The sequence below is a fragment of the Microbacterium sp. BR1 genome, assembly GCF_002812725.1.
In the GTDB taxonomy this organism is placed as follows: domain Bacteria; phylum Actinomycetota; class Actinomycetes; order Actinomycetales; family Microbacteriaceae; genus Microbacterium.
On sequence record NZ_NMUN01000010.1, the window covers coordinates 165,905 to 179,442 of the forward strand.

General features: G+C 68.1%; 12 protein-coding genes. 8 read left to right on the plus strand and 4 right to left on the minus strand.

Translation table 11 applies throughout. From position 1 onward, the window contains the following. Positions 1–22: 22 nt before the first annotated feature. Positions 23–730: a methionine ABC transporter permease gene (locus tag CGU35_RS16595; protein ID WP_100812577.1), complete on the minus strand. Its 708-nt coding sequence runs from the start codon at positions 728–730 to the stop codon at positions 23–25. Then, positions 727–1,749: a methionine ABC transporter ATP-binding protein gene (locus CGU35_RS16600; RefSeq protein WP_100812578.1), complete on the minus strand. Its 1,023-nt coding sequence runs from the start codon at positions 1,747–1,749 to the stop codon at positions 727–729. Before CGU35_RS16600 ends, CGU35_RS16595 begins: the two co-directional genes overlap by 4 nt. 176 nt (positions 1,750–1,925) lie before the next feature. Between CGU35_RS16600 and CGU35_RS16605 the strand changes: the two genes are divergently transcribed. Further along, positions 1,926–3,308: an LLM class flavin-dependent oxidoreductase gene (locus CGU35_RS16605; RefSeq protein WP_100812579.1), complete on the plus strand. Its 1,383-nt coding sequence runs from the start codon at positions 1,926–1,928 to the stop codon at positions 3,306–3,308. A 6-nt stretch (positions 3,309–3,314) separates the two neighbouring features. Here the strand turns inward: CGU35_RS16605 and CGU35_RS16610 are convergent, their stop codons facing one another. Then, positions 3,315–4,595, minus strand: a complete 1,281-nt coding sequence (locus tag CGU35_RS16610; RefSeq protein WP_100812580.1) for an MFS transporter — start codon at positions 4,593–4,595, stop codon at positions 3,315–3,317. Positions 4,596–4,678: 83 nt separating this feature from the next. Here CGU35_RS16610 and CGU35_RS16615 point away from each other — a divergent pair, with 83 nt between their 5' ends. The 7 genes from CGU35_RS16615 to mnhG all read left to right on the plus strand — a co-directional run bounded on the left by CGU35_RS16615 (position 4,679) and on the right by mnhG (position 12,091). After that, positions 4,679–5,743, plus strand: coding sequence for a LacI family DNA-binding transcriptional regulator (locus CGU35_RS16615; RefSeq protein ID WP_100812581.1), 1,065 nt, complete (start codon positions 4,679–4,681; stop codon positions 5,741–5,743). 119 nt (positions 5,744–5,862) lie between these two features. Then, complete coding sequence (locus CGU35_RS16620) at positions 5,863–8,787, plus strand: Na+/H+ antiporter subunit A (RefSeq protein ID WP_100812582.1); 2,925 nt, start codon at positions 5,863–5,865, stop codon at positions 8,785–8,787. Continuing rightward, the gene (locus tag CGU35_RS16625; protein ID WP_100812583.1) at positions 8,787–9,326 is read left to right on the plus strand and encodes a Na(+)/H(+) antiporter subunit C; all 540 of its coding nucleotides are present in this window, start codon (positions 8,787–8,789) and stop codon (positions 9,324–9,326) included. The genes CGU35_RS16620 and CGU35_RS16625 overlap by 1 nt, the downstream gene beginning before the upstream one ends. Beyond that, positions 9,323–10,876, plus strand: a complete 1,554-nt coding sequence (locus CGU35_RS16630; RefSeq protein WP_100812584.1) for a Na+/H+ antiporter subunit D — start codon at positions 9,323–9,325, stop codon at positions 10,874–10,876. The genes CGU35_RS16625 and CGU35_RS16630 overlap by 4 nt, the downstream gene beginning before the upstream one ends. Beyond that, on the plus strand, positions 10,873–11,460 hold the full coding sequence (locus CGU35_RS16635; protein WP_100812585.1) for a Na+/H+ antiporter subunit E: 588 nt from the start codon (positions 10,873–10,875) through the stop codon (positions 11,458–11,460). The genes CGU35_RS16630 and CGU35_RS16635 overlap by 4 nt, the downstream gene beginning before the upstream one ends. After that, positions 11,457–11,723 (plus strand): monovalent cation/H+ antiporter complex subunit F, encoded by a 267-nt coding sequence (locus CGU35_RS16640; RefSeq protein ID WP_100812586.1) that lies wholly within the window; start codon positions 11,457–11,459, stop codon positions 11,721–11,723. Before CGU35_RS16635 ends, CGU35_RS16640 begins: the two co-directional genes overlap by 4 nt. Next, positions 11,720–12,091: a monovalent cation/H(+) antiporter subunit G gene (gene mnhG / locus CGU35_RS16645; protein WP_198519628.1), complete on the plus strand. Its 372-nt coding sequence runs from the start codon at positions 11,720–11,722 to the stop codon at positions 12,089–12,091. The genes CGU35_RS16640 and mnhG overlap by 4 nt, the downstream gene beginning before the upstream one ends. A 4-nt stretch (positions 12,092–12,095) precedes the next feature. Here mnhG and argG read toward each other — a convergent pair whose 3' ends face one another. Next, positions 12,096–13,538, minus strand: a complete 1,443-nt coding sequence (gene argG, locus CGU35_RS16650; RefSeq protein ID WP_100812588.1) for an argininosuccinate synthase — start codon at positions 13,536–13,538, stop codon at positions 12,096–12,098.

The window sequence follows — 13,538 nt, forward strand, 5'->3', positions numbered from 1 at the left end:
TGATGATGATGAGGTGGGGGTGTCAGACGGCGGCCCGAGCGCGATGGCGGGTGCGAGCCTGGGGGGTGGCGAGTCGGACGAAAGAGTCGCCGAGTTTCTGCACGAACGCGACGAGCAGCACGAGCACGATGATCGTCGCCAACATGACGCCGTTGTCGAAGCGCTGATAGCCGTAGGTCACCGCGACGTATCCGATTCCGCCGGCCCCGATGCTTCCCGCGATCGCGGAGTACTCGATCATCGCGATCGTGTTGATCGTGATGCCGCCGATGATGCTCGGCACTGCCTCGGACAGCTGCGCGGTGCGGATGATCTGAAGCGGGGATGCGCCGCTCGCGGTGGCGACGCGCGCGAGGTTCGTCGGTACGCCCCGCAGCGAGTTCTCGACGATGCGCGTGAAGAAGGCGATGCCCGCGATCGACATGGGGACAACCGCAGCGGCGATACCGATGTTGGTGCCCGTGATGAACCGCGTGAACGGGACGATTGCCGCCATCAGGATGAGGAACGGCAGGGAGCGACCGACGCTCACGATCCCGCTCAGGACGGCGTGCAGCCGCGGTCGAGGAAAGAGCCCGTGCGGCGCGAGGTTGTGTACCAGCGCCCCGAGCGGGATGCCGACGAGGACGACGATGGCCATGACGATGCCGACCATGATCAGCGTGTCGAGCAGCGCCGGGAAGATGAGCGCGGGGATGTCCGCAAGGGGGATGTTGTCGAGGTGTCTCATGACGACACCGCCTCGGGCGAAACCGCGGCGGACGATACACCCGCGCGGACCGGTTCTGCCGGGCGCGCGTCTAGGCCCAGGTCCTCCAGCGCTTGACGAACCCGGTCTCCATCGGAGTGAGCGATGCCGATCACCACGGACCCGACGGTCGACTCGTGAAGGACTTCGACGGATGCGCCGAGGAGCGACACGGGAACGCCCAGAGTCTCACCGAGCCGCGACATCCAATCCGTCGGGACGTCGGCGGAGCGATACGAAACGACCCACGTCGTCTCGGATTCGCCTGCTGCGGCGTGCGCGCGGCGGGGTTGGAGCGCCCGCCCCAGTTCCGAGTCCGCATCGTGCAAGAGCTCGACCAGTCGCCCGGACTCGACGATGCGTCCGTGGTCGAGTCGCGCGACCGAGTCGGCGATGCTGCGAACCGTGTCCATTTCGTGCGTGATGAAGATGATCGCCAGATCGAGGTCGTCGCGCAGCTCTTTGATCAGCGCGACCACGGACGCGGTCGCGTCGGGGTCCAGCCCGCTCGTCGCCTCGTCCGAGATCAACACCCGGGGGCGGAGCGCGAGGGCACGAGCGATGCCGACCCGCTGGCGCTGGCCGCCGGACAGTTCGTGCGGGTAGCTGTTCGCCTTGCCGACGAGACCGACTCGATCGAGCAGCTCGGCCACGCGGCGCTTCGACTCGACGGCCGTGACACCCAGATATTCGAGCGGTAGGGCGACGTTCTGTGCGGCCGTGCGACGGCTGAAGAGGCCGTCGTGCTGGAAGATTGTGCCGATCTTGCGGCGAGCGACGCGCAGCTGCCCGGCGTTCAGGTGCGAGAGGTTGTCGCCGTTGACGATGACGGCCCCCGAGGTCGGGGCCTCGAGCAGCGTCGCGCACTGGGCGAGGGTGCTCTTGCCCGCACCGCTCGGCCCGACGACCGCGAAGATCTCGCCGGACGCGACGGCGAAGTCGAGACGGTCGAGCACGGTCGTGACGCCGAAGGTCTTGGTGAGCTGCTCGAGGCGGATCATCGCGCCACCGGACGTGGCTCAGGGAAAGAAAGCATGCCGCCGACCGTAAGGGCGACGCATGCCCCCACAACAGCCGCGGCGACGCACGGGGTAACCACGTGACGCACGGAGTAACCATGTGACGTTATGTGTTGTCGGCGCTGGCGCGATTCGCCGCCGTGCCCGACGATTGCCCGATGACTCGACAGATCCGCTTCAACGCCTTCGACATGAACTGCGTGGCTCACCAGTCTTCGGGCATGTGGCGCCACCCGGACGACCGTTCCGCCGACTACAAAGATCTGAGCTACTGGACAGGACTTGCCCAGCTGCTCGAGCGCGGAAACTTCGACGGCATCTTCATCGCCGACGTCCTGGGCACCTACGACGTGTACGGGGGTACGAACGAAGCCGCGATCCGGCACGGCGCACAGGTGCCTGTCGGAGACCCGGTGCTTCTCATCTCGGCCATGGCGTCCGTGACGAAGAACCTCGGATTCGGGGTGACCGCCGGCACGGCATACGAGCACCCATATCCCTTCGCGCGCCGGATGTCGACGCTCGACCACCTGACGAAGGGGCGGGTGGGCTGGAACGTGGTGACCGGTTACCTGCCGTCCGCTGCCCGCAACATGGGCAATGACGACCAACTCGAGCACGATGAGCGATACGAGCACGCGGACGAGTACCTCGACGTCCTCTACAAGCTCTGGGAGGGCTCCTGGGAGGACGACGCGGTGATTCGCGATCGCGAGTCGGGCGTCTTCACCGACCCGCAGAAGGTGCACGAGATCGGCCACGAGGGCAAGTACTTCACCGTTCCGGGCATCCATATCTCTGAGCCGTCGCCGCAGCGCACACCCGTCATCTACCAGGCAGGTGCCTCATCGCGCGGCATCGAGTTCGCGGCGGGCAATGCCGAGGCGATCTTCGTCGCGGCGCCGACCAAGGCCGTCCTCAAGAACACCGTGAGCAAGATCCGCGACGCCCTCGAGGCCGCCGGCCGCGATCGCTACTCAGCCCGCATCTACACGCTGCTGACGATCATCACCGACGAGACGCCCGAGAAGGCGAAGGCCAAGCACGAGGACTTCCTGCAGTATGCCGACCACGAGGGCGCCCTCGTCTTCATGTCCGGCTGGATGGGTATCGACCTGTCGCAGTACGAGCTCGACGAGCCCGTGGGCAACGTCAAGAGCAACGCCATCCAGTCCGTCATCGCCAACTACCAGGAGTCCGCGGCCCACGGCGAGACCTTCACGGTGCGGGATATCGCGCGCATCAGCGCTATCGGCGGTCTCGGCCCCACGCTCGTCGGATCGGGCAAGGAAATCGCGGATCAGCTGCAGGAGTGGGTCGCCGAAACGGATGTCGACGGCTTCAACCTCGCCTACGCGATCACGCCGGGGACCTTCGAGGACATCGTCACCTACGTGATCCCCGAGTTGCGCGCGAGGGGTGCCTATCCGACCTCCTACGTCGAGGGAACGCTGCGCCACAAGCTGCACGGCAAGGGCGACCGCCTGCCCGCCGATCACAAGGGTGCGGGCTATCGCGTGGGTGCTCTCGCGATCTCGTGAGCGTCGCTACAGCGCGGACGGCTCGTCGGCGGTCGGACGGTGCCCGTCCCGGCGCCCCTCGCCGACGTGCGATCCGGGCAGCGGGCGGGTGGCCCCGGATGCGAAGCCGGACGCGATGATGAGCCCCACCAGGATGTACAGGGTGTTGAGCAGGCCGATGTGCTCACTGACGAACCCGAGCAGCGGGGGCCCGCACAGGAAGGCGATGTAGCCGATCGTCGCGGCGGCGCTCACGCGGGCCGCGGCGCGGGCGGGGTCGTCGGCCGCGGCGGACATGCCGAGGGGGAAGCCGAGCGCGACGCCGGCACCCCAGAGAGCTGCGCCGACGAAGACGAGGGGGATCGACGGCGCGAGGATGAAGAGGACGAGTCCGACCGCAGCCGCGGCGGCGAGGACGCGCAGTGTCGCGACGCGACCGAATCGATCGACGAGCGGGCCGCCGGCGATGCGGACGAGCGTCATGCTGACCGAGAAGACGGCGAGTCCCGCCGCGCCCAGCGCCTGATCGGCGCCGTGCCCTTCGACGAGCGTGAGGGCGAGCCAGTCGTTCGCTCCGCCCTCGGCGAAGGCCATGCCGAGCATCACGATTCCGAGCGTGTAGGTGCGGGGCTCGCGCCAGGCGGACAGGGATTCGTGCAGGCGCTCCCGCCACGCTCGCGCCGGCTCTCCGGACGGGTTCGGATCCATGGCCACGGCTCGCGCCGGGACGTTCGCGATGCTGACGATCGCGATGATGAGGATCACGGCGGCGAGCACGCCCGTGTGGATCAGGACGTTTAAACCCCAGGCGACGGCGAGAACGCCGATGCCGGCACCGAGCACGGTTCCGAAGCTGAAGAACGCGTGGAAGAGCGGCAGCAGGGTCTTACCGAGCTGCTTCTCGATCGCGGCCCCGTCGACGTTCATCATGACGTCGAGCGATCCGTTGCCGAGGCCGAAGAGCGCGAGGCCGAGCACGACGACGCCGTACGAGCCGAGGGCGTCCGTGCCCACGCCGATCGTGGCCACCCCCACCGCGACGACGACCATCGCGACGAACATGCCGCGCCGGGCGCCGAAACGCGCCAGGATGACCGAGCTGAGAGAGAGGCCGACGATCGACGCGATACCCGCGAGCAGCAGGACGAAACCGATCTGGATGTTGTCGATGTCGAGGGCCTGTTTGATCGCCGGCACGCGGGATGCCCAGGTCGCGATCGACAGTCCGCTCGCCGTGAAGATCGCGAAAACGGCGGTGCGCCAGCGCAGCAGTGCTCGGTGGTCGACGGGCGCGGCGAGTTCGGACATGGGCAGAGTCTATCGAATCGATTCGGCGGGCCCACGGCGCTACGGGGTACCATCGGTGAATCAATCCCTAACCCGGAGGTGCGATGGCTGCCGGAAGGCCGACGATCGCCGATGTCGCGCGTGTCGCCCAGGTGTCGCCGTCGACCGCGTCCGTCGTCTTCAGCGGCAAGGCCTCCGTGACGGATGCGACCCGTGCTCGCGTGCTCGACGCCGCCGCGTCTCTCGGTTATACGGGTCCGGACCCGCGCGCCGCATCGCTACGCCGCGGCAGCAGCGGCATCGTCGGCGTGGTCTTCGAGGAGCACCTCGGCGCGGCATTCCGAGACCCGATCAAAGCGGTCATGATGGACGGTCTCGCCGAGGGGGTCGCGCCGCTCGGCGCCGGATTGCTGCTCCTCCAAGACGACGCCGGGGCCCCCGGTGCCGTGCCCGCATCGCCCAACCTGCGGTCCGCACCCCTGGACGCGGTGGTGCTCGTGGGCTGCAGCGGTCGTCTCGCCGACTCCCTCGAGGCCGTCCGGGGCCGCGGCATCCCGGTCGTCGTCATCGAGGGCGACGCAGGCCCCGGCATCCCGCGCGTCGAGCTCGACAACCGCGAAGCGCAGCGTCACGCCGCACGGCATCTCCGCTCGCTGGGTCACGAGGACGTCGTGGTGTTGACACTGCCCTTCGATGCGAGTCGCCGGCGGGGCTGGGTCGACGCGGATGACGCGCGCGCACCTGTCGTGGACGTGACACGCGAGAGACTGGCGGGCGCGCGCGACGTGTTCCCCGCGGCCCGTGTGTACGCGGCGGGGGGCAGCTTGATCGACGAGGGGCTCGCGGCCGGCCGCATGATCCTGGCTCGCGCGTCGCAGCGCCCCACCGCGGTCATCGCCCAGAGCGACCTCCTCGCTGCGGGCGTCGTGCGTGCCGCCGAAGAACTCGGGCTGTCGGTGCCGGGCGACGTCAGTGTGACGGGATTCGACGGCATCACCGTCGATGGTTTCGCCCCGTACGAACTCACCACGCTGGTGCAGCCTGCGGCCGAGAAGGGCCGCGCCGCCGGCGCGATCGTCACGCGGATGATCGAGGGATCGGATGCCGCGTCGATCAGTTTCACGTGCACGTTCCGCCAGGGCAACACCACCAGTCCTCCTGCGCGCTGAGGCTCGTTCGGGCTCGTGCGAGATGATCCCGCTTCGGCATCTCGCAAAATCCGCCCCGTAAGATAGGACTACTGTCCACTCCCTGAGCCACCCCGGCCGACACGACCGAGGAGACGCCTGTGCTGCTGATCCTCGCCGCGTTCGCCGTCATCTCGCTCGCCATGCCGTGGCTCGTTCGGACTCTGGGATCACGGGCCTTCTACGTCGCCGCCGCGATGTCGGCGGTCGCGTTCGTCGAGGCGGTCCTGCGGACGCCCGACGTGCTCGCCGGGCAGACTCCGTTCGAGTCATTCGAATGGATCCCCGCGCTCGGGATCTCGCTGTCCATGCGCATGGACACCCTCGCGTGGGTCATGACGCTGATCGTCACGGGCGTGGGTGCGCTGGTGCTGCTGTATTGCCGCTGGTACTTCCGCGACAAGCCCGAGGGCCTCGGCCAGTTCGCGGCGGTCCTGCTCGCGTTCGCGGGAACCATGTACGGGCTCGTGCTGACCGACGACATCGTCGTGCTCGTCATGTTCTGGGAGATCACGAGCATCCTGTCGTACCTGCTGATCGGGTACTATCACCGCCGCGCCGGTAGTCGCCGCGCCGCGCTGCAGGCTCTGCTCGTCACGACGCTCGGCGGCCTCGTGATGCTGATCGGTGTCGTGCTGCTCGTCGTCGACACCGGAACGTCGAGCCTGTCGGGAATCCTCGAGATCGCGCCGAGCGGACCCGTCGCGGACGCCGCACTCGTGCTGCTGCTCGTCGGTGCGCTCAGCAAGTCGGCGATCTTCCCCTTCCATTTCTGGCTGCCGGGCGCAATGGCGGCGCCCACCCCGGTGAGCGCGTATCTGCACGCCGCAGCGATGGTGAAGGCCGGCATCTACCTGCTGGCGCGTCTCTCGCCGGTCTTCGCGGACGCGCCACCCTGGCGGCCGATCGTCATCTCGCTCGGCATCCTGACGATGCTGATCGGAGGCATCCAGTCGCTGCGCGAGCGTGACCTCAAGCGCATCCTCGCGTTCGGCACGGTGAGCCAGCTGGGGCTCTTGACGGTCGTCCTCGGTTTCGGGACGCGGGACGCGGCGCTCGCCGGGCTCGCCCTGCTGATCGCCCACGCGCTGTTCAAGTCGAGCCTCTTCCTCATCGTCGGCGTGATCGACCGGCAGCTCTCGACGCGTGACATCTCGGAGTTGTCGGGGCTCGGACGCCAGGCGCCGGTCATGGCCACGTTCGCGTTCATCGCGATCGGGTCGATGGCGGGAGTCATCCCCACCCTCGGGTTCGTCGCCAAAGAAGGGGTGCTCACCGCGTTCCTCGACGAGGCCCTGGGCGGTTCGGCCTGGGGCCTGGTGGCCCTGATCGGCGTCGTCGTCGGGTCGGTCTTCACCGTGGCCTACGGCATCCGCTTCCTGTGGGGCGCGTTCTTCCGCAAGCGTGATGTCGAGTTGACCCAGTGGCCAGACCCGCCCATCGGCTTTCTCGCGGCGCCGATCGTGCTCTCGGGACTGTCGATCGTGGGTGGGTTCGCGGCGCCGTGGGTCGACCTCGCGCTGCAGGGTTACGCCGACACGGCGCCGGCCTCGACGCCGGGCATCGCCCCGCCCGAATACGCCTATCACCTCGCCCTCTGGCACGGTCTCGAACCGGCGCTCTTCCTGTCGCTAGCCACGCTCGTCGGCGGCGCGCTGGTGTTCGCGCTCGCCCAGGCGACGCGATGGGACGTCCGGCGCCGACTGGTGCCGTTCACGGCATCGGATGTCTATTACGAGGTCGTCCGTCAGGTCGACCGGCTCTCGGTGGCGACCACGACACTCACCCAGCGCGGGTCGCTTCCGATCTACGTCGGCACGATCTTCGTCGTGCTGGTCGGGGCCGAGGCGACGGTGATGTTCGCCTCGCCGAGCTGGCGCGCACAGCTCGACGCCTGGCAGTCGCCCATCCAGTTGGTCGCCGCGCCGCTCATGATCGCGGCGGGCATCGCCGCCGTGCTGGCCCGCAAGCGTTACACCGGAGTCGTTCTCGTGTCGGTGACGGGACTCGGCATGGTCCTGCTGTTCGCCACGAGCGGGGCACCCGACCTCGCCCTCACGCAGATTCTCGTCGAGACCGTCACGCTCGTCGCGTTCGCACTGGTCTTGCGGCGACTGCCCGCGCAGATGGGCGATCACAACGCCTCCGTCGCTCGGCTTCCGCGCGCCGTCCTGGCGATCGGTGTCGGCGTGACGATGGCCATGGTCGCCGTGATCGCGACCGGCGCACGCCTCGAGGCGCCCATCTCGGGGGCGTGGCCGGACCTCGCCTACGAGTTCGGCCACGGTCGCAACGTCGTCAATGTGGCGCTCGTCGACATCCGCGGGTGGGACACGATGGGTGAGCTCTCGGTGCTCGTCCTCGCGGCGACGGGCGTCGCATCCCTCGTGTTCGTCACCGACCGCGCCGACAACCTGCAGCGGCTGACCTCGGGCGTGCCGATCATGCCCGCCCGTCGCCGACGGCGACCGCTCGTCGAGACCCTCGCCGGGCCTCGGCCGCAGTCCGCCGCAAACGTCGGCAGCCCGCAGACGTGGCTTGTGGGCGGGCAACGGATGCGTCCCGAGAACCGCTCGATCATCCTCGAGGTCATCGTGCGGATCCTGTTCCACACGATCATCGTGGTGTCCATCTACCTGCTCTTCGCCGGGCACAACCTGCCCGGTGGAGGCTTCGCCGGGGGTCTCGTCGCAGGAATGGCGCTCGTCATGCGTTACGTCGCCGGTGGGCGCTACGAGCTCGGCGCGGCTGCGCCGACGGACGCGGGGCGCCTCCTCGGTGCGGGCATGGCCATCGCGGTCGCCTGCGCCGTCGTTCCCCTGTTCTTCGGCGCGCCGCCGCTCACGAGCGCCTTCGTCGAGGCCGAGCTTCCGGTGCTCGGGCACATCGAATTCGTCTCCACGACGATCTTCGACATCGGCGTGTACCTCGTGGTGGTCGGGCTCGTGCTCGATGTGCTGCGCAGCCTGGGTGCCGAGGTCGACCGGCAGAGCCAGCCGGTCCGTGCGGGGGAGGTGGTCAGCTGATGGATGTCTCGCTGACCCTCATCATCGTCATGGGCGCACTCTTCGCGTGCGGCGTCTACGCGATGCTCGAGCGCAGCCTGACGCGCGTCTTGATCGGGTTCCTGCTTCTGGGGAACGCGGCGAATCTGCTGCTGCTGATCGTGATGGGACGCCCGGGAATCGCCCCGTTCTTCGGGTCGGGCGAGACATCCGAGATGTCCGATCCCCTGCCGCAGGCTCTCACGCTCACCGCGATCGTCATCACCTTCGCCATCTCGGCGTTCCTGCTGGCCCTGATCTATCGGTCCTGGCAGCTCGGTCAGGCCGACACGGTCATGGACGACGAAGAAGATGTCGCCCTGCGGGAGCGCGGTGTCCAGTCCGAGGACGCGATGGATGACGAGGGATCGACGGATGCCGAGGCGCCCACCGACTTCGTGGGAGTCGAGACCGCCCCGATCACGGTTCTGCACAGCCGCGACTTCCCGGGTCTCGTGGACGACGCACCGACCGACAAGCCGGCGGCGCGACGTCACCGCGAGGGGGGCGAGGACTCGTGAGCTCGTTGGTCCCCCTTCTCGTCGCGCTGCCGCTCATCGGCGCCGCCCTCACGCTCGTGTTCGGGCGTCGTCGACGTCTCCAGGTGATGGTTTCGGTCGTCACGTTGGTCGCGGTGCTCGTCATCGCGGCGATCCTGCTGTACACCGTCGATCAGGGCGACCCGATCGCGGTCTCGGTCGGCGGATGGCCGATCCCGTTCGGCATCGTGCTCTACGTCGATCCCCTCGCCGCGCTGCTCGTGCTGGTGTCGAGCATCGTGCTGATCGCGGTTCTGCTCTTCTCGATCGGCCAGGGCGCGGCGGACGGCGACGAAGAGACGCCGGTCTCGATCTTCTACCCCTCGTACCTGATCCTCGCGGCGGGCATCTTCAACGCCTTCATCGCGGGCGACCTGTTCAACCTGTACGTGGGGTTCGAGATCCTGCTGGTCGCGTCCTACGTGCTCATCACGCTCGGCAGCACCGAGTCGCGCATCCGCACCGGCGTCGTCTACATCGTCGTCTCGCTCGTGTCGTCGATCCTCTTCCTCTCGGCGATCGCCGCGATCTACGCGTCGCTCGGAACCGTCAACATGGCGCAGATCGCGGCACGGATGGGCGAGCTGCCGCAGGACGTCCAGCTCGTGCTGCACATGCTGCTGCTCGTCGCCTTCAGCATCAAGGCCGCGGTGTTCCCGCTGTCGTTCTGGCTGCCCGACTCCTATCCGACGGCGCCCGCTCCCGTCACGGCCGTGTTCGCCGGGCTTCTGACCAAGGTGGGCGTCTACGCGCTCATCCGCACCGAGACCCAGATCTTCCCGAACAACGACATCAACATGCTGCTGATGGTGATCGCGCTGGCCACGATGGTGGTCGGGGTGCTGGGCGCGGTCGCGCAGGCAGAGCTGAAGCGCATCCTGTCGTTCACGCTCGTCAGCCACGTCGGGTACATGATCTTCGGACTCGCGATCGGAACGGCGGCCGCCTACGGGGCCACGATCTACTACATCGTCCACCACATCATCGTGCAGACGACCCTCTTCCTGGCCGTCGGGCTCATCGAGCGAAGAGCCGGCAGCACGTCGATCCTGCGCGTCAAGGGATTGATGCGAGCGGCGCCGGTCATCGCCGTGCTCTACTTCATCCCGGCCGTGAACCTCGGCGGACTGCCACCCTTCTCGGGCTTCGTGGGCAAGTTCGCCCTGTTCGATGCCGCGGCGCAGGTCGGCACGCCGGTCATGATGGTGCTGATCGTCGGCGGGATCGTCACCTCGCTGCTGACGCTGTACGCGCTCATGCGTGCCTGGAACCTGTCGTTCTGGCGTGAGGAAGAGGATTCGTCCGAGACCGAGGCGCGTATCGCGTACCTCGGGCGGTCGACGGGCGCCGCTGTTGAGACCGAGCGGCGCGTCATCCCGCGCATCATGACGGCGGCGACCGGCGGGATGGTCGCGGTCACGGTCGCGCTGACGATCTTCGCCGGGCCCCTGCTCGAGATCTGCATGCGCGCCGGCGAGGTGCTGACGCATCCGGTCACGATCACTCAGATCGATGAGGAGGCCGCACCGTGAGTCCCGACTCCCACGCCTCGCACGCGCGCCACATCTGGGCGCAGCTGCCGTTCTTCGGGTGGCTGATCGCGCTGTGGATGTTGCTCTGGGGTCAGTTCACGTGGCTGGCGTTCTTCTCGGGGCTCATCGTCGCGATCGTCGTCACGCGCATCTTCCGATTGCCGCCGGTCGACCTGTCCGGGCGGCTCAACCCCTGGTACGGCCTCGTCTTCGTCACGACGTTCCTCGCGGCGCTCGTGCGCGGTTCTCTGCTCGTCGCGTGGCAGGTGCTCGACGTGCGCCGCCAACCGGGTGCTGCCGTCATCGCCGTTCCGCTGCGCACCGACGACGACCTGATCATGACCCACACCGCGGTCACGGCATCGCTCATTCCGGGTTCGATCATCCTCGAGGCGGATCGTGATCGTCGCGTGCTCTACTTGCACGTGATCGGCGTGCGTAACGAAGCGGATGCCGAGCACCAACGGCGAGCCGTGCTGGGCTGGGAGGCGCGGATCGTCCGAGCCGTCGGTTCGCGCGAGCAGCTGCGCGTCATTCGTGACGCCACCATCGACACCCCGCGACAGGGCGGGGCCACCGTATGAACGTGCTCGTCGTCATCATCCTCGCGGTCTTCGCGATCGCGGCACTGCTCGCGCTGATCCGCATCGTGATCGGGCCTTCGATCCTCGACCGCGTCGTCGCGAGCGACGTCCTGTTGACCGAGATCATGTGCATACTCGGGGCCGACATGGTGATCAATCACCACACACGGTCCTTGCCCGTGTTGCTGATCATCGCGGCCGTGGGTGTGTTCGGGTCGATCTCGATCGCCCGCTTCGTCGCACGAAGGGACAACCCCCGATGATGGACCTCGACTGGCTGGCGGTCGCCGACACCACTGCGCTCGTTCTCGTTCTGCTCGGTGCCCTGTTGTGCCTGACCGCATCGATCGGTCTGCTGCGGTTCCGGGACGTTCCGAGCCGCCTGCACGCGGCCACGAAACCGCAGGTCCTCGGGCTGCTGCTGATCTGCATCGCGATCGCGCTGTCGCTGCGGGCATGGCCCGTCGCGGCGTTCGTCGTCCCGGTATTTCTGATCCAGCTCGCCACGGCACCGCTGTCGGCGCACATGGTGGGCCGAGCGGCCTACCGCAACGGCACGCTGGATGAGGGTGCGCTCGTCGTCGACGAGCTGCGCGAATCGCGCGAGACGCCCCCGGCCGCGGGCGGCTGACGAGTCAGTCGGTGCCGGAGTCGAACGCGGCGGCCTCGGATGCCTCGTCCACCGCGTCGGCGAGACGCTCGCGTTCCGCGTCGAACGGCGACGCGTGCTCGGTGATCTCGTCCGCTTCGCCGGCCTTCAGGTTGCCGACGAGCGCCGCCGTTGCTCCGCCGATCATGCCCATCGCGGCGTACTGCTCGAGCCGGGTGCGCGAGTCGGCGATGTCGAGGTTGCGCATCGTGAGCTGGCCGATGCGGTCCGTCGGACCGAACGCGGCGTCGCCGACACGTTCCATCGACAGCTTCTCGGGTCCGTACGACATGACGGGGCCTGTCGTGTCGAGGATCGTGTAGTCCTCGCCGCGGCGCAGGCGCAGGGTGACCGTGCCCGAGATCGTCGAGCCGACCCACTTCTGGATCGACTCGCGCAGCATCAGCGACTGCGGCTCGAGCCAGCGGCCCTCGTACATCAGGCGACCGAGGCGGCGTCCCTGCTCGTGATACGTCGCGAGGGTGTCCTCGTTGACGATCGCGTTGACGAGGCGCTCGTAGGCGGTGAAGAGCAGCGCCATGCCGGGGGCTTCGTAGATACCGCGGCTCTTGGCCTCGATGATCCGGTTCTCGATCTGGTCGCTCATGCCGAGACCGTGGCGTCCGCCGATCGCGTTCGCCTCGCGGACGAGTTCCACAGGGTCGCCGAACTCGCGGCCGTTGATCGCAACGGGGCGTCCGGCCTCGAACGTGATCGTGACATCCTCGGTGCCGATCGCGACGGATTCGTCCCAGAAGCGCACGCCCATGATGGGCTCGACGGTCTCGAGCGAGACATCGAGGTGCTCGAGGGTCTTCGCCTCGTGCGTAGCGCCCCAGATGTTCGCGTCGGTGGAGTAGGCCTTCTCGGCGGAGTCGCGGTACGGGAAGCCGTGGGCGACGAGCCACTCGCTCATCTCCTTGCGTCCGCCGAGCTCGGTGACGAAGTCGGCATCGAGCCACGGCTTGTAGATGCGCAGTCGGGGGTTGGCGAGCAGGCCGTAGCGGTAGAACCGCTCGATGTCGTTGCCCTTGTAGGTGGAGCCATCGCCCCAGATGTCGACGCCGTCCTCCTTCATCGCGCGCACCAGGAGGGTGCCCGTGACGGCGCGACCGAGCGGCGTGGTGTTGAAGTACGTGCGGCCGCCCGAGCGGATGTGGAAGGCGCCGCAGGCGATCGCGCTGAAGCCCTCTTCGACGAGCGCGGCTTTGGCGTCGACCAGGCGCGAGACCTCGGCGCCGTACTCGAGGGCCCGGCCGGGGATCGCCTCGACGTCCGGCTCGTCGGGCTGCCCGAGGTCGCCGGTGTACGTGCAGGGGATCGCGCCCTTGTCGCGCATCCACGCGACGGCGACCGAGGTGTCCAAGCCACCGGAGAAGGCGATGCCGACGCGCTCGCCGACGGGCAGGGACTGAAGGACCTTCGACAT